21 protein-coding genes are annotated in these 19,366 nt (G+C 67.3%); 15 read left to right on the top strand and 6 right to left on the bottom strand.

Translation table 11 applies throughout. The annotated features are described in order from the left end of the window. The first annotated feature begins 66 nt into the window (after positions 1-66). Positions 67-660: an SMI1/KNR4 family protein gene (locus QP552_RS05350; RefSeq protein ID WP_106549272.1), complete on the top strand. Its 594-nt coding sequence runs from the start codon at positions 67-69 to the stop codon at positions 658-660. A gap of 99 nt (positions 661-759) precedes the next feature. On the opposite strand, the gene QP552_RS05345 is transcribed toward QP552_RS05350, so the two are convergent. The 4 genes from QP552_RS05345 to QP552_RS05330 all read right to left on the bottom strand — a co-directional run bounded on the left by QP552_RS05345 (position 760) and on the right by QP552_RS05330 (position 6,825). Next, positions 760-1,293 (bottom strand): hypothetical protein, encoded by a 534-nt coding sequence (locus QP552_RS05345; protein ID WP_286075218.1) that lies wholly within the window; start codon positions 1,291-1,293, stop codon positions 760-762. Positions 1,294-1,411: 118 nt separating this feature from the next. Next, the gene (murD, locus tag QP552_RS05340) at positions 1,412-2,821 is read right to left on the bottom strand and encodes a UDP-N-acetylmuramoyl-L-alanine--D-glutamate ligase (RefSeq protein WP_286075217.1); all 1,410 of its coding nucleotides are present in this window, start codon (positions 2,819-2,821) and stop codon (positions 1,412-1,414) included. Then, positions 2,802-4,154 (bottom strand): UDP-N-acetyl-alpha-D-muramoyl-L-alanyl-L-glutamate epimerase, encoded by a 1,353-nt coding sequence (murL, locus tag QP552_RS05335; RefSeq protein ID WP_111112775.1) that lies wholly within the window; start codon positions 4,152-4,154, stop codon positions 2,802-2,804. The genes murD and murL overlap by 20 nt, the downstream gene beginning before the upstream one ends. 76 nt (positions 4,155-4,230) lie before the next feature. Next, the gene (locus QP552_RS05330; protein WP_286075215.1) at positions 4,231-6,825 is read right to left on the bottom strand and encodes a bifunctional aspartate kinase/diaminopimelate decarboxylase; all 2,595 of its coding nucleotides are present in this window, start codon (positions 6,823-6,825) and stop codon (positions 4,231-4,233) included. A 75-nt stretch (positions 6,826-6,900) separates the two neighbouring features. Between QP552_RS05330 and QP552_RS05325 the strand changes: the two genes are divergently transcribed. Beyond that, positions 6,901-7,773: a PhzF family phenazine biosynthesis protein gene (locus tag QP552_RS05325; protein WP_286075213.1), complete on the top strand. Its 873-nt coding sequence runs from the start codon at positions 6,901-6,903 to the stop codon at positions 7,771-7,773. 91 nt (positions 7,774-7,864) lie between these two features. Next, the gene (locus QP552_RS05320) at positions 7,865-8,743 is read left to right on the top strand and encodes a PhzF family phenazine biosynthesis protein (protein ID WP_111112778.1); all 879 of its coding nucleotides are present in this window, start codon (positions 7,865-7,867) and stop codon (positions 8,741-8,743) included. A gap of 80 nt (positions 8,744-8,823) precedes the next feature. Here QP552_RS05320 and QP552_RS05315 read toward each other — a convergent pair whose 3' ends face one another. Continuing rightward, entirely contained in the window at positions 8,824-9,255 is a 432-nt protein-coding gene (locus QP552_RS05315; RefSeq protein WP_106549265.1) for an OsmC family protein, read from the bottom strand. Positions 9,256-9,626: 371 nt separating this feature from the next. On the opposite strand from QP552_RS05315, the gene QP552_RS05310 reads away from it, so the two are divergent. The 4 genes from QP552_RS05310 (at position 9,627) to QP552_RS05295 (ending at position 11,849) form a co-directional block, all read left to right on the top strand. Next, entirely contained in the window at positions 9,627-10,025 is a 399-nt protein-coding gene (locus tag QP552_RS05310) for an HU family DNA-binding protein (RefSeq protein ID WP_010483539.1), read from the top strand. A gap of 254 nt (positions 10,026-10,279) precedes the next feature. Next, on the top strand, positions 10,280-10,588 hold the full coding sequence (locus tag QP552_RS05305) for a DUF3861 family protein (RefSeq protein ID WP_286075212.1): 309 nt from the start codon (positions 10,280-10,282) through the stop codon (positions 10,586-10,588). A gap of 51 nt (positions 10,589-10,639) precedes the next feature. Further along, entirely contained in the window at positions 10,640-11,170 is a 531-nt protein-coding gene (locus QP552_RS05300; protein ID WP_286075210.1) for a hypothetical protein, read from the top strand. Between the two features lie 82 nt (positions 11,171-11,252). Beyond that, positions 11,253-11,849 (top strand): DUF1439 domain-containing protein, encoded by a 597-nt coding sequence (locus tag QP552_RS05295; protein ID WP_005408439.1) that lies wholly within the window; start codon positions 11,253-11,255, stop codon positions 11,847-11,849. Between the two features lie 80 nt (positions 11,850-11,929). On the opposite strand, the gene QP552_RS05290 is transcribed toward QP552_RS05295, so the two are convergent. Further along, complete coding sequence (locus tag QP552_RS05290) at positions 11,930-12,397, bottom strand: SET domain-containing protein-lysine N-methyltransferase (protein WP_010483549.1); 468 nt, start codon at positions 12,395-12,397, stop codon at positions 11,930-11,932. Between the two features lie 208 nt (positions 12,398-12,605). On the opposite strand from QP552_RS05290, the gene QP552_RS05285 reads away from it, so the two are divergent. From QP552_RS05285 to QP552_RS05250, 8 genes are all read left to right on the top strand, one after another. After that, entirely contained in the window at positions 12,606-13,061 is a 456-nt protein-coding gene (locus QP552_RS05285; protein WP_005408436.1) for an SUF system Fe-S cluster assembly regulator, read from the top strand. A gap of 17 nt (positions 13,062-13,078) precedes the next feature. Then, the gene (sufB, locus tag QP552_RS05280) at positions 13,079-14,554 is read left to right on the top strand and encodes a Fe-S cluster assembly protein SufB (RefSeq protein ID WP_106549261.1); all 1,476 of its coding nucleotides are present in this window, start codon (positions 13,079-13,081) and stop codon (positions 14,552-14,554) included. After that, positions 14,551-14,955 carry a hypothetical protein gene (locus tag QP552_RS05275; protein ID WP_106549260.1) on the top strand — a complete coding sequence of 135 codons (405 nt, stop codon included), beginning with the start codon at positions 14,551-14,553 and terminating at the stop codon, positions 14,953-14,955. Before sufB ends, QP552_RS05275 begins: the two co-directional genes overlap by 4 nt. Positions 14,956-14,957: 2 nt before the next feature. Further along, positions 14,958-15,722 (top strand): Fe-S cluster assembly ATPase SufC, encoded by a 765-nt coding sequence (sufC, locus tag QP552_RS05270; protein WP_106549315.1) that lies wholly within the window; start codon positions 14,958-14,960, stop codon positions 15,720-15,722. Next, on the top strand, positions 15,722-16,984 hold the full coding sequence (gene sufD / locus QP552_RS05265) for a Fe-S cluster assembly protein SufD (protein WP_106549259.1): 1,263 nt from the start codon (positions 15,722-15,724) through the stop codon (positions 16,982-16,984). Before sufC ends, sufD begins: the two co-directional genes overlap by 1 nt. Beyond that, complete coding sequence (locus QP552_RS05260) at positions 16,981-18,237, top strand: cysteine desulfurase (protein ID WP_106549258.1); 1,257 nt, start codon at positions 16,981-16,983, stop codon at positions 18,235-18,237. Before sufD ends, QP552_RS05260 begins: the two co-directional genes overlap by 4 nt. A gap of 102 nt (positions 18,238-18,339) precedes the next feature. Beyond that, a complete protein-coding gene (locus QP552_RS05255) occupies positions 18,340-18,879 on the top strand; it encodes a GNAT family N-acetyltransferase (protein WP_111112781.1) in 540 nt (179 codons plus the stop codon). Then, a complete protein-coding gene (locus QP552_RS05250) occupies positions 18,876-19,208 on the top strand; it encodes a non-heme iron oxygenase ferredoxin subunit (protein WP_012479365.1) in 333 nt (110 codons plus the stop codon). Before QP552_RS05255 ends, QP552_RS05250 begins: the two co-directional genes overlap by 4 nt. Positions 19,209-19,366: the final 158 nt, after the last annotated feature.

Here is a 19,366-nt window from a genome sequence, read left to right as displayed (position 1 = left end):
TCTGCATTGGCGGCGTGACGCAGGTGTGGTTGGATACGACTTGATCCCTTCCGTCCCCTTTTTCGCATGAATCCTGTTGATCCCTTTCTGTCTGGCCTGATCCCACGCCTGCCTGCTGACGATGCCCCGCAGTGGGCCCGTGTGCAGGGCGCCAGCGCCGAGGACCTGCAGCGCCTGCGTGCGCAGTGGCCGCTGGTGCCGGACAGCCTGGTGGAACTGCTGTCGCGCGTGGATGGCACGCACTTCCGCGAGTACCCCGATGGCGAGGTCTGTGTGCTGATGCTGGGTTCGGACGTGGAGGATGGCGGCTATCCGTACTACCTGCGCTCGGTGGCGCAGATCTTCGAGGACCAGCAGCAGTGGGACGACAGCATCCGTTCCATCTACGAGGAATGGCTGGATGACGAGCCGGAGATCCTCGGCGATGGCATCGATGCCGATCTACCGATGAACCGCCGCCTGTGCTTCTCGCACTGCATGAACAACGGCGGCACCTCGATGCTGTACCTGGATTTCGATCCGGCACCGGGCGGCACAGTCGGCCAGGTAGTGCGCTATCTGCACGATCCGGACAGCTACGCGGTGATCGCGCCGAGCTTCGATGCGTATCTGCAGCAGCTGATGGATGGCGATTACGCGTTCATCGATCAGGACGACTGAAATCCAGCCGAGCATGGGCTCGGCTCTACAGTAGATCCACGCCATGCGTGGATGGGGGTCAGATCCCTTTCCTGCGGAAAGGGATCTGACCCCGCTGGTTCACCCACGCTCGATCCAGTGCAACGTCCCCGGCGCGAAGGCCAGCAGATCCGCTGCCTCCAGCGACGCCCGCGACCAGCCACGCTCTGGCGGCTTCGGCTGCCGGGTACTCACCGCACCGTCGTAGTCACGCACCAGCAGGCCGATCCGCGCGGCACCGGCCTGCAACAGTGCATCGATGCGCTGCAGCCACTGGCCGGCATCCCTCAGAGCTTCATCCCGGCGAACCTGCTGCTCCTGCTCATGTCGCGCCAACTGCTCGGCCAGAGCACGCGCGATCTTGGCCTTGCTCCAGCCCTTCTTCCGCCAGCGTTCGGCGTCGGCGTTCCATGCCGCCGCCACATGCGCCGATGCCAGGGCCGTACCGCAATCGCAGTGGCCCGCGCTCAGCCAGGGTTGCCAGCCGGGACCGACCGCCGCCTGTAGACTTGGCGAATCCTGGACGAACAGGCGCCGGCCGCTACGCTGCATGATCGCGGCGGCTTCTACATGCGAAAACGACGTAGGCAGGAACAGGGTGACGAACGTGCACATGCGGGTGTCCGGATCCGCCAGGGGAATGCACCCATGGTAGATCCACGCCTTGCGTGGATGGGGCGCGGAGGATCAATCCGGGGTCAGAGCCCTTTCCTGCGGAAAGGGTTCCGCCTCCTCAGGCGATCCCCAAGCCTGGGATAGCGCTGATGCTGTCCGGATCGAACCCGGCCAGTTCGGCGAAATGGCGGCCACGGGCCACGTAATCGCGATAAGCGCCAAAGCTCGGCGCCCCCGGCGACAGCAGCACCACCCCACCCTGCACTCCCAGCGCGTTGCGGGCCAGCGCCATCGCCTCGGGCAGATCGCCCGCCGCGTGCAGGCCGAAGCGGCCGGCATCGGCCAATGGCTGCAGCATCGCGTGGATGCGCGGGCCGTTGCTGCCCATGGTCACGATCTCCACCGGCGGCACGTCGTGCGCCATGTGCTGCATGAAATCGGTCCAGTCCAGGCCACGATCATGCCCGCCCACCAGCAGCGCGATGCGCTGGCCGGCAAAGCACTCCAGCGCGGCCAGGCTGGCATGCGGCGTGGTGCTGATCGAATCGTTGACGTAGGTCAGGCCATCGGCCACGCCAATGCGCTGCAGGCGGTTCGGCAACGGACGGAAGTCCTGCACCGCCGGTGCCAGTGTCACTGCATCCAGGCCCAGTGCTTCCAGCGCGGCCAGCACCGCGCACAGGTTGCCGCGGTTGTGGCGGCCGGGCAGCGGCGTGTTGCGGGTATCAAACACCACCTGCTCGCCGCGATGCACGATGTCACCACGCATGTGCCAGCCTTGAGGCTGGTTGAACCAGACCACCTCACTGCCGGGCAACGACAGCGCGGCCACGTGCGGGTCGGCGGCATTGAGCACGGCGATGCGCGGCGCAGCTTCGGTCACCAGCCGCAGCTTGTCCTCGATGTAACGCTGTTCGCTGCCGTGCCAGTCCAGGTGTTCCGGGAACAGGTTCAGCACCACAGCCACCTGCGGGTGGGCGCCACTGCGCGCCACTTCGCCGGTCTGGTAGCTGGACAGCTCCACCGCCCAGTAGTCCGGCGCCGGCTGCGGGTCCAGCACTTCCAGCAGCGGCAGGCCGATGTTGCCGACCAGGCCGGTGCGATGACCGGCCGCACGCAGCAAGTGCGCGACCAGCGCGGTGGTGGTGCTCTTGCCCTTGGTGCCGGTCACGCACACGGTGTCGTGCACGATGCCATCGCCGCCGGCGTGTTCGGCAAACCACAGCGCGGTGCCGCCGATGAACATGGTGCCCTGCTCTGCCGCCGCCAGCGCGATCGGCTGGTAAGGGCTGATGCCGGGCGATTTGATCACCACATCGAACGCCGCCAGCGCTTCGGCCGAGGGTTCGCCAAGCACCTGCAGCGCGCCCTGCGTTTCCGCACGCGCGGCTTCGGCTTCAGCTGCGAGGCAGAACAGGCTCAGGCCAAGCGTCGGCAGGCGCGCGCGCAGTACCGCAAACGCGGCGCGACCCTCGCGGCCCCAGCCCCACAGCGCAACGCGCTTTCCCTCAAGCTTCGAAATCTTCACGCACCCGTTCCCACAGCGCAGCCGGAACCCGGTGTTCGCCCTGCAACTGCAGCAGCGGCGCCAGTTCCAGTTCGGCGGCATCCAGCTGTGGCTGGATCTCATTGCAGAAGCGCTTCACCAGCACGTCTTCCTTCCATTCCGGGCGCTGCGCCAGGGTCGCCATCGCCGCACGCGATTCGCGGCCTTCGCCGACGCACTCGAACGGCTTGTGGTCCTGGAACTCCAGCAGTGCATCGAAGCCACCGGCCTGTTCGGCATCGTCCAGCAGGTTGCGGCCGAAGATGCGCACCAGGCGCGTCTTGGGCATGAACGGAGCCAGCGCCAGGAACACGAAATGGCACTTCGGGCAGACGCCACACCAGCGGTTCACCGGGCGCTCGCCGAGGATGTGGAAGTTGCGGTTGCAGCTGGAGAAGTGCGCGTCGTAGAAATCGGTCTTGGCGAACTGGCGGGCCACCGCCAGCTCGGACATCGGGCGCAGCAGCGAGTAGTAGTGCAGGTCCGCCGCGACGTGCTTCTGCACATGGCTGCCGAACGCCTGCTCGAACGCCCAGCCCTTGGACCACTGGTGGTTCACTTCACCGGTGCCGGGAATCTGGCTGCCGTAGCTGGCCGAACGTTCGTTGGAGAACACCACCTGGTCCACGCCCTGCAGCAGTGCAGCCAGCACCATGATCGCCGAGTTCACCGCGGTGACCGGGATATGCCCGTTCCACGCGCCCTGGCGGTTGAGCTCGAACAGTTCCGGCGCCAGCGCGCGGCCCAGGTTCAGCGTCGGCAGGCCGGTACGCTCGGCACAGGCGCGGATCAGCTGCGAACCACCGATCCAGGTCACCGTTTCGTCCACGCCGGCACGGCGCAGTGCTTCGATGCTGACCAGTGAATCCTTGCCGCCACCGATGGCCACCAGCGCATGCGCCTGCAGGCCCAGCGTCGGTGCCTGCACCGCCTCGCCCTGCACCGGCAGGCGGAAACGCCCGCGCAGGTTCAGGCCGTTGCGGTAGGCGAATTCGCCCAGGCCGTTGAGGTAGACCGTCTCCACCAGCGCCGCGGTATCAGCATCGATGGCGTAGCTGTCGATGCTGACCGTCTCCGGCACGCCGGCCTTGTAGTAGCTGACACCGGCAATCAGGTGCAGCAGCTGCAGCGCGCGCTGCACGGCGGCGGCGCGCGCCTCGTCCAGCACGAACGGGGCGCCGGGCACGGTGATGGTTTCCACCATCTCCGGGCCGTCATCGAAGGCGTAGACCAGCTTGGCCACGCCGGTCTCCGCAGCGAATTCGCAGCGGACGAAGCGGAAGCGGGAAACCTGGTGTTTGTCGAAAGCAGTCATGGTGTATCCGGTCAAGCACGGACCCGCGCAAGGGCGCGGGGCGTGTCGGTGGGCGGGTGCAGGGCGCGGGTGGCGATCACTCGATCACGTCTTCGCGCGGCAGCAACCGCTGGTTGTAGGTGTTGGCCATCGAATAGCCATAGGCACCGGCATCGGCGATCAGCATCACATCGTCCGGCGCGGTCGACACCGGCAGCTTGCGCCGCTTGCCGAACACATCGCTGGATTCGCAAATCGGGCCGACCACATCGAATGCCGCTTCGGCGTATCCGCCCTGGCGGCTGAGGTTCTCGATGTCGTGCCAGGCGTCGTACAGCGCCGGGCGCATCAGTGCATTCATGCCAGCGTCCAGGCCGACGCGGCGCACGCCGTCCTTTTCCACCACCTGGGTGGCGTGGGTCAGCAGCACGCCGGATTCGGCCACCAGGTAGCGGCCCGGCTCGATCGCCAGGCGGAATGCCGGATGCAGCGCCTTGACCTCGGCCAGGCCCTCGGCCCACGCATCCAGGTCGAATGGCTCGTCCTCGGCGGAATACGGAATCGGCAGGCCGCCGCCGATGTCGATGGTCTGCACGCTGCCGATGCGGCGGGCGAAACCGGCCAGCTCATCGCACATCAGGCGCCAGTGCTGGGCAGTCTCCACGCCGCTGCCAAGGTGCGCGTGCAGGCCGACCACGCGGCTGCCCAGATCGGTGGCCGCGCGCACGAACTCGTCGACGCGGGCGATCGGCAGGCCGAACTTGGAATCCTTGCCGCCGGTACGCACCTTGGCATGGTGGCCTTCGCCACGGCCCAGGTCGACGCGCAGCCACAGTTCGCGGTTGCGGAACAGGTCCGGCCAGCGCTGCAGCGCTTCCACGTTGTCGACGGTGACGGTCACGCCCATCGCGAATGCGGCTTCATACTCGCTGCGCGGGCAGAAGCTGGGAGTGAACAGCACGCGCTTGGGCGACAGTTCCGGCAGATGCTGGAACACGTGCTTCAGTTCTCCGTGCGACACGCACTCCAGGCCGAAGCCCTCGGCTTCCAACAGCTGCAGGATGGCCGGGTGGCTGTTGGCCTTGATCGCGTAGTAGCGCTGGTCGATCGGCTTGATCGCGGCCAGCGCGCGGGCGCGGGCGCGCACGGTCGTCAAGTGATAGACGTAGCGCGGCGTTCCGGCATCGGCCAGCTGCAGCAGGTGTGCGCGCTGGCCACGCCACCACGGCGTGCCACGCGGGCGCACGGTGCCGGCGATCTCGCGCCAGCGCGGGCCGAACACCTCGGTCTCCTCCACCGGCATCGCACCGCTGTCGATCAGCTCGGCGTGCAGGATCGGCAGCAGGCCGTCAGCATCGGCTTCGTCGATGACGAAGGTCAGGTTCAGGTCGTTGGACGACTGCGAGATCATGTGCACGCGCTCGCGGCCGAACGTGGCCCATACGTCCGACAGCTTGTGCAGCAGCGAGCGCATGCCACGACCGACCAGGGTGATCGCCGCGCACGGCACGATCACCTTCACCTTGCAGATCTGCGACAGGTCCGCCGACAGCGCGGCCAGCACATCGGTGTTGACCAGGTTCTCGGACGGGTCCAGCGACACGGTGACGTTGGTCTCGGCCGAACCGATCAGGTCCACCGACAGGCCGTGCTTCTTGAACAGGTTGAACACATCGGCCAGGAAGCCGACCTGCTGCCACATGCCGATGCCTTCCATCGACACCAGCACGATGCCGTTGCGGCGGCTGATCGCCTTCACCCCCGGTACCGGCGCGGCACTGCCATCGATGCTGGTACCCGGCAGTTCCGGGCGCTCGGTATCGAGAATGGCCATCGGCACGCCGGCATCACGGCACGGCTTGATCGAGCGCGGGTGCAGCACCTTGGCGCCGGTGGTGGCGATTTCCTGTGCTTCGTAATAGTCCAGACGGGTCAGCAGGCGCGCGTCCGGCACATCCTTCGGGTTGGCGCTGAACATGCCCGGCACGTCGGTCCAGATCTCCACGCGGCTGGCCCCCAGCAATGCGCCGAAGTACGCCGCCGAGGTATCCGAGCCGCCGCGGCCGAGGATGGCGGTGCCGCCATCGGCATGCCGCGAGATGAAGCCCTGGGTGATCAGCAGGCGGGTCGGCTGCGCGCGGAAGCGCTGCATCCACTCCGCGTCGGCGCGCCACTGGCAGTTCACCGACAGGCGCTGCGACCAGTCGCTCTGGTTCGGCTGCGGCGGCATGGCATCCAGCCACTGGCGGGCATCCATCCAGCCCATGTCCAAGCCTGACGCGCGCAGGTAGGCCGCACCCAGGGTGGAGGACAGCAGCTCGCCCTGGCCCAGCACTTCGGCCTGCCAGTCCAGCGGACGGGTCGCGGCGCGCGCGTCGTCCAACAGGCCCTGCAGCGCCGCCAGACGTTCGGCCAGCACCTCGCGGCCCAGGCCCAGTTCAACCAGGAAGCCCTCGTGGCGCTCGACCAGCGCGGCCACGCGATCACGGCTGTCCGGCGCGCCATCGGCGATCGCGGTCAGTTCGTTGGTGACCCCGGAAAGCGCCGAAACCACCACCAGCACGCGCGAGCCGGTCTCTTCCGCACGTTTTTTCGCCAGCTTCCCGATCGTGTCCCAGCGATGACGACGCGACACCGAGGTGCCGCCGAACTTCAGTACGATCCAACGATCGACAAGGGGGGAAGCTGACATGGATTGGCTATGTAGAATGTGGGGAAGCCGCCCTCGGGGGCGGAACCTTTGATTCTAAGCGCAATATCCCCGTAGATGGCCGTCCTTCGTTACCTGCAGCTAGATGTCTTTGCCCCCCGCCCCGGCACCGGCAATCCGCTGGGCGCCATCCTGGACGCCGATGGGCTCTCCGGCAGCCAGATGCAGGCCCTGTCCGCCTGGCTGAACCTGTCCGAGACGGTGTTCTTCCTGCGCCCCAACGCGCCCGGCGCCGACTACCACATCCGCATCTTCACCCCGACCCGGGAACTGGCGTTCGCCGGCCATCCCAGCGTCGGCGCGGCGTGGGTAGCGGTGACCTGCGGCCTGGCCCAGCCGCGCGACGGCGCGCTGGTCCAGCAGTGCGCGGCGGGATTGTTGCCGGTACAGGTGAGCGGCCCGGCCGAAGCACTGGAGATACAGCTGGCCAGCCCTCCGGCCCGGCAGCTGGCAACGGCAGCCGACGCGGCACCCGCGGGGCTGCTGGCGCTGGCTGCCGACGGCCATGTGCCGGAGCTGTGGGACAACGGCGCACGCTGGTGGCTGCTGCCGCTTCGCGATGCCGCCGCCGTGCGCAGCCTGGTGCCGGACATGGCCGCGCTGGCCGGCTGGAGTCGGGCGACCGATGCCACTGGCGTGGCGGTGTTCGCCGACGAAGCCGGCACCGACCACACCCGCGTGGTGCGCGCGTTCTGCCCTGCTGATGCCCCCAGCGTGCCCGAGGACCCGGTGACCGGCAGCGCCAATGCGCTGATCGGCGCCTGGCTGCGGCAGCGCAATGCCCTGCCCGGCCGCGAGGACCGCTACGTGGCCAGCCAGGGCCGCGAAGTCGGCCGCGACGGTCGCGTGCAGGTCCAGGTCGATGCGCAGGGCACGGTATGGATTGGCGGCCAGGTGCAGTGCGTGATCGACGGCAGCATCCATTGGTAGCGCCGGTCCACGCCCGGCGAACGCAGCACACGGACGCCGGGCATGGCCCGGCGCTACCGTATCCCCTCTCGTTTTACGGAGTTCGCCCCCTATGACCACCCGCCGTTTCCTGCAGCTGGATGTGTTCTCCCCGCGCGCCGGCGCCGGCAATCCACTGGCCGTTGTGCTCGACGCAGAAGGCCTGGACGACGCCGGCATGCAGGCCATCGCGCGCTGGACGCGCCTGCCCGAGACCACCTTCGTGTTCCCGCCGCAGGTGCCCGGCGCCAGCTATCGATTGCGCATGTTCAGCCCGCAGAAGGAAGTCCCGTTCGCAGGCCACCCCAGCGTCGGTACCGCGCATGCGGTGCTGCAGGCGGGCCTGGCCGCACCGGTCGACGGTGTGCTGCTGCAGGACGGCATTGCCGGTGCCCTTCCGCTGCGTGTCAGTGGCGAAGGCGCGCAGCAGCGCATCGCCATCCGCACCCCGCGCGCGCAACTGGCCGAAACCGCCGAGGCCACCGATCCGCGCCTGCAGGCCGCGCTGAAGGACTGGCCTCTGGGCTCACTGCCGCCGGCACGCATGCAGGGTGGTCGCAGCTGGTGGGTGGTGCAGGTGGCCGATGAAGCCGCGTTGCGTGCGCTGCAACCGGACTGGGATGCGGTCGCCGCACTCGCCGAATCCACCGACAGCATGGGCGTGTTCGCCTACGCGTTCAGCGATGGCAGCGAAGGTTTCGATCTGGCGGTACGTGCCTTCGTCGGAAACGGTCGCCGCTTCGAAGACGCCGCTTCGGGTGCCGCCAACGCCGTATTGGCCGCGTGGCTGGACCTGCGCGGGGCCCTGCCGCGGGGCCGTGCGCCGTTCGAAATCAGCCAGGGCCGCGAAGTCGGCCACGATGCGCGACTGACCCTGTTGGTCGATGAGGACGGCGAGGTATGGTCCGGGGGGCAGGTGCAGACCGTCATCACCGGCACCATCGATTGGTGATTGCCCGTATGCGGTAGCGCCGGGCCATGCCCGGCGCCTTCCCGCTGCGTTCGCCGGGCATGGCCCGGCGCTACCGCCTATCAGACCAGCTCGGCTTCCAGGCTGATCGGCACCGCACTCAGCGCCTTGGACACCGGGCAGTTCTGCTTGGCGTCATCGGCAATCGCGCGGAATTTCGCCGCGTCGATGCCCGGCACAACGGCCTTCACTTTCAGCCGGATCTGCGACAGCTGCGGGCCGCCTTCCAGCGACAGATCGACCTTGGCTTCGGTATCCAGCGAGGTCGGGGTGAAACCGGCTTCGCCCAGCTTGGCCGACAACGCCATGGTGAAGCAGCCGGCATGCGCGGCAGCGATCAGTTCTTCCGGATTGGTGCCCTTCTCGTCGCCGAAGCGGCTGTTGAAGCCGTAGCGGGTCTTGTCCAGCAACCCACTCTGCGGCGTGCTCAACTGCCCCTTGCCCGACTTCAGGTCGCCTTCCCAGTGCGCGGTGGCGTGTCGCGAGATTCCCATGTGCTGCTCCTGCGTGACGGTGATGAACAGTCACCCTCGCACGTGGCGCGTTAGCCCTGCGTCGCTCCGCCGCACGCGCCCCGTCGCTCCGGCGCCCGGCAGATGGACACTTCCTCGCCAGCCGGAAACGCATTTCCCCCTTGTTTTCAGTGGTTTCGCGCATTCCGCCGATGACCGGGCGCTGGCGGCCAGCCGCGTCCCGACACCCCCGCCCCCCATCGCCGGCCATGTACTGAATCGGCCTGGATATGAAAAAACATGCACTTTCCGCGCTTCGGGCTATTGGCGGCGCCCGAGAGTTGCCCTACATTGCGCTTGCCGACGGGGTTCGGCGCCGACCAAACAACCAACCGTTCACGGAACAGGAAACCATGGCAAAGACCGCTAAGAAGGCTGCCCCGAAGAAGGCAGTGAAGAAAGTCGCGACGAAGGCAGCCGCAAAGCCGGCCGCTCCGAAGCCGATCAAGGAAGTGCTGACCAAGTCCGGCCTGGTTGCACACATCGCTGAAGCCTCCGGCGTCATCGCCAAGGACGTCCGCGCTGTGCTGGCCTCGCTGGAAAGCGCCGTCGCATCCTCGGTGCACAAGAAGGGCGCTGGCTCCTTCACCCTGCCGGGCCTGCTGAAGATCACCACCGTCAATGTGCCGGCCAAGCCGAAGCGCAAGGGCATCAACCCGTTCACCAAGGAAGAACAGTGGTTCGCCGCCAAGCCGGCTACCACCAAGCTGAAGGTGCGTCCGCTGAAGAAGCTGAAGGACGCCGCGCTGTAAGCGCGCGCCCCAACGTGGATTCCGACGGGACGGCTCTGGCCGTCCCGTTTTTTTTGTCCCAACCACGGCCCGCAACACAGCGTTGCCGCATCCCCGGGAATGCCCGTACAGGCCCGTCGCCATTGGCTGGGCCCCGCCTGCGGCGGTGCCGGAACGTACCGGGTGGAACACTGCGTGCAGCGCCGGCCGTCGCCGCCGGCCGTGGCCTTGCCTATCGTTGGCACATCCTCCACAGCTACGGCGAGCATCCCCTCATGGCCAGCCCCTCCACCCGCTACCGGATCTCGGTGACCCCCATCGAAAAGGACGGGGTGCAGTGCATCGGGCGTTGCACCATCGAACTGGAACATCGCGCCAGCCGCGATCTGATGCGCCTGCTGGAAGCCGCACCGCGCACCGCCGGGCTCAGCGGCGATGAACGTGCGACCCTGGTGATTGCCACCCAGCTGCTGCGCGACATCGTGCAGCGCCACGCCGAAACCGATGGACACGCGTTGGCCGCCATCGCCGGGCAGGTGCTGCCGGCGCTGGATGCACTGGAACAGTTGCCCACCTCCCGCTGACCGGGGCGCAGTCGATACACTGCCTTCTCCACATCGCCTCGGGGAGGAGGCATGCGCAGGACTCTTTTCCTGATCGCGCCACTGGTGCTGCTGGGCTGTTCCAGACCCACTGCACAACCGGACGTTGCGCCTGCGCCATCACCCGCCAGCGCGGGAGCACAGGCCGTTGCAGGCACCGACGCAGCGTCCCTGCAGTCAGCAACGATCGATCCGCTGTTCGCCGCGGTCGCTGCCGACGCCGAACCACCTTCGGTGATGCTCAACCGCTACGTGATCGCGCTGCTCAACCGCGACCGCAGCGCCAGCGACGCGGCATGGGCGATTCCACCGGCCGATCCGCACCGCGCAGATGACGCTGCGATACGCCAGTTGCAGGGCCTGCGCACGCTGCGCCTGGACAGCGGAACCCCGCTGGCACGCGACGACCGGCAGCCATCCCGGTTGCTGGAGGTGCCGGTGCGGCTCCGTGCGACCACCGCACAAGGCACCTTCCGCTTCGGCGGCTGGTACCGCGTGCAGCCCAGCCCCGATGGCCGCGCCTGGCAGATCCAGTCGGCGCAACTGCGGCCAACGCTGGACTGAACCGTTGCAGCGGCATGCACGCACGATTCAGCCGCCCCGGCTACTCTTTCCTCCATCCATTCCCTATCCAGCGGTCACCGCCATGCGCCTGCGTTCCCTGATGACCCGCCTCGCCGCCTCCACCGTACTGATCGCAGCCGCGATCGGTGCCCAGGCCGCCCCTTCCATTTCCGGCCGCGAACTGTCGGTCGGTGCCAGCGACGTGCAGCAGTACCTCGATGGCAGCTTCCCGCGCACCCAGGACGCCCTGGGGGGCCTGATCGCCCTGACCATGAGCCATCCGCAGCTGAGCCTTCCGGCCGGCGAACGGTTGAACCTGGGCATGGACGTCGCACTGGCCACCGCCGGTGGCAATCCGGCCAAACTGGGTACGGTGAAGCTCAGCAGCGGCCTGCGCTACGACGCACAGACCCAGGGTTTCCACCTGCAGCAGCCCAGCGTGGATGACTTCACCCCCGCCAACCAGGGCGGTCGTCTCGACTCGCGTACCCGCGGCCTGCTCAACGCCTGGCTGAGCGACTACGCCCAGCGTGAGCCGATCTACAAGCTGGATCCGGCCGTGGCCGGGGTACTCGGCGCTCTGCAGGTGCAGTCGGCGCAGGTGAAGAACGGCAAGCTGGTGGTCACCTTCAACCAGAACCTGGGCAACCTGGTGCCGGCAGGCGTGCTGGGCAAGTAACGGTAGCGCCGGGGCGTGCCCGGCGTCTTCTGGTTCCGACCGCGCTTCGCGCTCGCCGGGCATGGCCCGGCGCTACCGGGTCAGCGCTTGGGCTGCAGCATCGTGCCGGTGCACTTGGGTGAGCCGCAGCGGCACTCCCAGATCTTCTTCAGCTTGGCGGTGTGGCGCTCGGCCAGGGTGATGCCGTAGTTGTAGGTCAGTTCCTCACCGGCCTTGATGTCACGCAGCGCTTCGATGAACACCTTGTCGCCACGGCTGTCACCGTCCTCGTCTTCCTCGATCACCGCCTCGCAGTTCGGATCGCAGCTGTGGTTGATCCAGCGCGCGTCATTGCCCTTGTAGTTGGCATCGATCACCCAGTCGTCGTTGAGGGTGAACAGGAAGGTATGGCCACTTTCAACGTCGCCGCTGTCATCGGCATCGACGTCGCCGTGGCTGCGCAGCAGGCCCTTGTACTGGATCACGCGCTCGCCCTGCTTGATCGGGGCCACGGAAAACACACCGTTGCCATGGATGGCGGACTTGCGGGCTTGGATCTTCTTGGGCATCGGCAAGGGAGGTCTGCAGCGAAAGGAACGTTGATTCTCGCCCATTCCGGGTGATTGCGAAAATCACCCCGTTGGCGCAGCATTGCGCCCCGGCAGTGGCCCTGGTGCGTCGTCCCGGTCCGTCCCAGCGCCGGCTGAATGCCCGGGTTGGATGCCGGCGAATAAAAGCGTACAATTTCAGTCCGCTTTAAGAACCGCTCGCATTCCCATGTTGCGTGTCACCAAGCTCACCGATTACGCCACCGTGGTACTGACCGTGCTTGCCGCCCGTCCGGGCGAGGTGCTCAGTGCCACCGAGCTGGCCGAATTCACCGGACTGGAGCCGCCCACCGTCAGCAAGGTGCTCAAGCCGCTGGCCCAGGCCGGCCTGGTCGAAGGCCTGCGCGGTGTCCGTGGCGGCTACCGCCTGACCCGCCCGGCCATCGAGATCTCGCTGTTCGAAGTGGTCGAAGCGATGGAAGGGCCGCTGGCCCTGACCGAATGCAGCCACGACCACCACCAGTGCGGCATGGCGCCCAAGTGCGGCGCGCGCAGCAGCTGGCGGCTGATCAACGACGTGGTCTCCGAGGCCCTGCGCGATGTCACCCTGGCGCAGATCCTGCCCCCTCTCCCCCTTGCCGATGACGAACAGCGCCGCACCATCGCTGTCGACGTCGTCTCCTGATCCGTAGGCAGCCCCCCATGGCCACCGAAACCATCGAAAACGTCGCCCACGACGACACCCCCAACCGCGAGATCCACGAGCAGCTCGGCCGCAAGTATTCGGCCGGCTTCATCACGGACATCGAATCGGACTCCCTGCCGCCGGGCCTGGACGAGGACACCATCCGTGCCCTGTCGGCCAAGAAGGAAGAGCCGGAGTGGATGACGCAGTGGCGCCTGGACGCCTACCGCCACTTCCTGACCATGCCGATGCCGGACTGGGCCAAGCTGGAGATCGCGCCGATCGACCTGCAGGCGCTCAGCTACTACTCCGCGCCGAAGGGCCCGAAGTACGCCTCGCTGGATGACGTGCCCAAGGAACTGCTCGACACCTACGACAAGCTGGGCGTGCCGCTGCACGAGCGTGCCAAGCTGGCCGGCGTGGCAGTGGACGCGGTGTTCGACTCGGTGTCCGTCGGTACCACCTTCCGCAAGGAACTGGCCGAGAAGGGCATCATCTTCTGCTCGATGTCCGAGGCCATCAAGGAACATCCGGAACTGGTCCGCCAGTACCTGGGCACCGTGGTGCCGGTGGGCGACAACTACTTCGCCGCGCTCAACTCGGCGGTGTTCTCCGATGGCAGCTTCGTGTTCATCCCCAAGGGCGTTCGCTGCCCGATGGAGCTGAGCACCTATTTCCGCATCAACGCCGGCCACACCGGCCAGTTCGAGCGCACCCTGATCGTGTGCGAGGACAAGGCCTACGTGTCCTACCTGGAAGGCTGCACCGCGCCGATGCGCGACGAGAACCAGCTGCACGCCGCCGTGGTCGAACTGGTGGCGCTGGAAGACGCGGAGATCAAGTACTCCACCGTGCAGAACTGGTACCCGGGGGACGAGAACGGCGTCGGCGGCATCTACAACTTCGTCACCAAGCGTGCCGAATGCCGTGGCGCGCGCAGCAAGGTCACCTGGACCCAGGTCGAGACCGGCTCGGCCATCACTTGGAAGTACCCGTCCTGCGTGCTGCTGGGCGACGATTCGGTGGGCGAGTTCCACTCCGTGGCGCTGACCCACCACCGCCAGCAGGCCGACACCGGCACCAAGATGATCCATGTCGGCAAGCGCACCAAGAGCAAGATCGTCAGCAAGGGCATCAGTGCCGGCCGCGGCCAGAACACCTACCGCGGCCTGGTCAAGGTGGACCGCAACGCCGATGGCGCGCGCAACTACACCCAGTGCGATTCGCTGCTGATCGGCAAGCAGTGCGGTGCCCATACCTTCCCCTACATCGAGGTGAAGAACCCCGGCGCCACCGTCGAGCACGAGGCCACCACCTCCAAGATCTCCGACGACCAGCTGTTCTACTGCCGCGCCCGTGGCATCAGCCAGGAAGACGCGGTGTCGATGATCGTCGACGGCTTCTGCAAGCAGGTGTTCCGCGAACTGCCGATGGAGTTCGCGGTGGAAGCCAAGAAGCTGCTGGAAGTCTCGCTGGAGGGAAGCGTCGGATGATGCGTACGTCTTTGCCCGCACTGTTGCTGCTGGGCCTTTCGCCCTGGGCGGTGGCAAACGCGGCCTGCACCCCCGAAGACCTGGCGGGTGCGACCCCGGTCAAATTGCCCGCCGGCACGGTCATCTCCACGCCGAAAGAATTTTCCATGCTGCTGACGACGCGGCAGGACGGCAGCTTCGACGCGATCCGGCCGCTCCTGAGTTCGCGCAACCGTGAGCTGGATCGCGCCGCTGCCGAATCCATCCGACAGGCCTCCCTCCCGGTCTCCTGCCTGCAAGAACCCGGTGAAGAGATCCTCGTGGTCTTCTCCGCCCTCCCCGCTCAACCTGGGCAGCCCGGCAACGGCACGGTGCAGATCGTCCGCATCGACCCCGCAGCCCCGAAATCAACCAAGTCATGACCATGCTGAAGATCGAAAACCTCCACGCCCGCATCGGCGACAAGGAAATCCTCAAGGGCCTGTCGCTGGATGTGAAGCCCGGCCAGGTGCACGCCATCATGGGCCCCAACGGCGCCGGCAAGTCCACCCTGGGCAATGTCCTGGCCGGCCGTGACGGCTATGACGTGACCGAAGGCAGCGTGCAGTTCGACGGCGTCGATCTGCTCGACCAGGATCCGGAAGCGCGCGCCGCCGCCGGCCTGTTCCTGGCGTTCCAGTACCCGGTGGAAATCCCGGGCGTGAACAACACCTACTTCCTGCGCGCCGCGCTGAATGCCCAGCGCAAGGCACGCGGTGAAGACGAACTGGACTCCATGCAGTTCCTGAAGCTGGTGCGCCAGAAGCTGGCCGTGCTGCACCTGAAGGACGAACTGCTGCACCGTGGCGTCAACGAAGGCTTCTCCGGTGGCGAGAAGAAGCGCAACGAGATCTTCCAGCTGGCCGTGCTGGAGCCGAAGCTGGCGATCCTCGACGAAACCGATTCGGGCCTGGACATCGACGCGCTGAAGAGCGTGGCCGACGGCGTCAACGCACTGCGTGCGGCCGACCGTTCGTTCCTGGTCATCACCCACTACCAGCGCCTGCTCGACTACATCAAGCCGGACGTGGTGCACGTGCTGGCCGATGGCCGCATCGTCAAGAGTGGCGGCCCGGAGCTGGCCCTGGAGCTGGAAGCGCACGGCTACGATTTCCTGAAGGATCGCGTGGTGCGCGAGGCGGCGGTCTGATGAGCGCCCTGCTCGACTCAATGGCCCAGGCCTTCTGTGGCAGCGATGCGCGCCGCGAAGTGCTCGACGCGGCCCTGCGCGATGGCCTGCCGGCCGCACGCAACGAAGCCTGGAAGTACACCTCGCTGCGCCAGCTGGAGCGCCGTGCGTTCGCAGCTGCACCGCTGGCCCCGCCGGCACTGGATGCCGCACTGCTGGAGGACATCCCGGCACCGCGCCTGGTGTTCGTCAATGGCCGCCTGGATGCCGCGCTGAGCGATGTGCAGGCCCTGCCGGCCGGCGTGCAGCTGCAGCCGCTGTCGGCCGCACTGGCATCCGGCGAAGACGCCGTGCGTTTCCTTGGCCGCCGTTACGAGCGCAGCGAGGAGATCTTCGCCCGCCTCAACGCCGCACTGGCCGATGAAGGCGTAGTGCTGCGCGTGGACGAAGGCGTGCAGGTCGAAGCGCCGCTGCAGCTGGTATTCGCCAGCGTCGCCGGCGAGACCGATCTGGCCTGGCACCACCGCCACCTGATCGAACTGCGTGCCGGCGCCAGCCTGGGCGTGGTCGAGCACCGCTTCAGCGTCGGCGATTCGGCCCACCTGGACAACACCGTGCTGCACGCCCATGTCGCCCGCGATGCCGTGCTCAAGCACGCCCGCGTGCAGACCGGCAGCGCGCGCCAGACCAGCTTCCTGCGTACCGACGCGGTGCTGGCCCGCGACGCGCAGTACCACCGCGTCGACCTGGAACTGGGCGCCGCACTCAGCCGCCACGAACTGAACGTACGCCTGGAAGGCGACAACGCCCAGCTGACCGCCAACGGCGTGCTGCTCGGCAATGGCCGCCGCCACGTCGAGACCCGCCTGGGCATCGATCACATCGCGCGCGACACCAGCTGCGAGCTGCTGTGGCGTGGCGTCGCCGCCAACCGCAGCCGCGTGGTGTTCCATGGTGGCATCCAGATCCGCGAAGGCGCCGACGGCACCGATGCGAACCTGTCCAACAAGAACCTGCTGCTGTCGGCCGACGCCGAGATCGATACCCAGCCGACGCTGGTGATCGACGCCGATGAAGTGAAGGCCGCGCACGGCGCGACCGTCGGCCAGCTCGATGCCAACGCGCTGTTCTACCTGCGCTCGCGCGGCCTGCCGCAGGCACAGGCGCAGGCACTGCTCAGTGCCGCGTTCTGCCACGAGCCGCTGAAGATCCTGCCGGAAGCCCTGCGCGAGCAGCTGGCACGCCGTTTGGACAAGGCCCTGGCCGAGGCGGGTGTGGCATGAACCTGTCCACCCCGCGCCCGATCGAAACCCCCAGCGGCGCGCCCGACTGGGACCGCGTCCGCCTCGACTTCCCGCTGCTGATGCGCGAAGTGCACGGCAAGCCGCTGGTCTATTTCGACAATGCCAACACCGGCCAGAAGCCGGTGCAGGTGATCGGCGCGGTGGACGAGTTCTACCGCCGCTACAACGCAAACGTCAGCCGCGCGGTGCACGCGCTCGGCAGCGAAGCCACCGACGCCTACGAAGGCGCGCGCAACAAGCTGGCCCGCTTCCTCAACGTGCGCCCCAGCGACCTGGTGCTGTGCAGTGGCACCACCTTCGCCATCAACCTGGTGGCCTACTCGTGGGCACTGCCGCGGTTGAAGGCCGGCGACGTGATCCTGGTGTCGCGCATGGAGCACCACGCCAACATCGTGCCGTGGCAGCTGGTCGCGCAGCGTACCGGCGCCACCATCCGCGTGGCCGAGATCACCCCCGATGGCGCGCTCGACCTGGATGCGCTGCGTGCGGCGATGACCCCCGAGGTCAAGCTGCTGGCGGTCACCCATGTGTCCAACGTGCTGGGCACGGTCAACCCGGTGCGCGAGATCTGCCGTGAAGCGCGCAAGCGCGGCATCATCACCGTGGTCGATGGCTCGCAGGCGGTGCCGCACCGCAAGGTCGACGTCGCCGCGATCGGCTGCGACTTCTACGCCATCACCGGCCACAAGATGTGCGGGCCGACCGGCACCGGTGCGCTGTGGGCGCGCCGCGAGCACCTGGACGCGATGCCGCCGTTCCTCGGCGGTGGCGAGATGATCAAGGAAGTCAGCTTCGACGGTACGGTCTTCAACGACGCCCCGCACAAGTTCGAAGCCGGCACGCCGAACATCGCCGGCTTCATCGGCCTGGGCGTGGCCGCCGACTACCTGCAGCAGCTGGGGCAGGACAACGTGGAAGCGCGCGAAGCCGAACTGCTCGCGCACTTCACCGAAGAACTGCGCCGCGTCGACGGCCTGCGCATCATCGGCGAAGCGCCGGAGAAGGCTGCCGTGGTCTCGTTCCTGATCGACGGCGCGCATGCCCACGACCTGGCCACGCTGCTTGATCTGGAAGGCGTGGCCGTGCGATCGGGCCAGCACTGCGCACACCCGCTGCTGCAGTATTTCGGCGTCGCAGCCACCTGCCGTGCCTCGCTGGCGTTCTACAACACCCACGCCGAGATCGAGCGCTTCATGACCGCACTGACCAAGGTACGCAAGCTGTTGGGCTGACCCGGCACACCGGGGTCAGATCCCTTTCGCATCGCGAAAGGGATCTGACCCCACGGCCCCCCGCCCATTTGCTCCCGCCCACGGCCCACCTAGAATGGACCGATGAGCACCCTGACCTTCCGTGCCGCCACGTCGGCCGACATCCCCGCCCTGATCACCCTGGTCACCTCGGCCTACCGTGGCGACGCCAGCCGCGTCGGCTGGACCACCGAAGCCGACCTGCTGGACGGTGCCCGCATCGACGCCGAGGGCATCCAGGCCGACCTCGACCGCCCGCGCTCCACCATCCTGCTGGCCGAACGCGAGGGCCAACTGGTGGCCTGCGCCCACGTCGCCGATGTCGACGGCAAGGGCTACTTCGGCATGTTCTCCGTCGACCCGGCCCAGCAGGGCGGTGGCGTCGGCAAGCAGCTGATGGATGCCGCCGAAGCACACGCCGCGCGCGAATGGAACGTGCCGGTGATGCAGATGACGGTGATCGACGTGCGCGACGAACTGATCGCCTTCTACGAACGTCGCGGCTACAGCCGCACCGGCATCAAGAAGCCGTTCCCGTATGGCGACGAACGCTTCGGCATCCCCAAGCGCGACGACCTGCGCTTCGAGATCCTGGAAAAGCCGCTGGCCGGAGCCGCCGCGTGAGCGAGGCCTGGACCTTTGTCTGTGCCGGCAACGAGCTGCTGCCGGGTGAAATGAAGAGCGTGTTCGACGAAGTGACTGGCACGCCGATCGTGGTGTTCAACCTCGACGGCGAGCTGTACGCACTGGAAGACCAGTGCACGCATGAAGAGTTCGAGCTGTCCTCCGGCGAGTTCAACACGACCGAAGGCAGCGTGGAGTGCGTGCTGCACGGCGCGCGCTTCGACGTGCGCGATGGCCGCGCCCTGTGCGCCCCGGCCTATACCCCGGTGCCCAAGTTCCCGGTGAAGCGGGAGCACGACGCGGTCTGGACCCGCGACGACCGGGATTGAGGCCGCGCCCGTAGCTCTGTGGGCATCCTCCCGTGGGGTGCATCCACAGAAACGCCGTGAGGGCCTTCCCAGGGCGTTTCGGGGCCACCCCGACGGCCCGCCACATCCCGTATATGCGAATCATTATCGTTGATGTTATTCTACGTAACATCTTCGTA

It is taken from the genome of Stenotrophomonas sp. 59 (assembly GCF_030291095.1).
GTDB classification, from domain to species: domain Bacteria; phylum Pseudomonadota; class Gammaproteobacteria; order Xanthomonadales; family Xanthomonadaceae; genus Stenotrophomonas; species Stenotrophomonas maltophilia_Q.
Note: the sequence above shows the minus strand (reverse complement) of the source record. Positions and strands in the feature narration are given on the sequence as shown.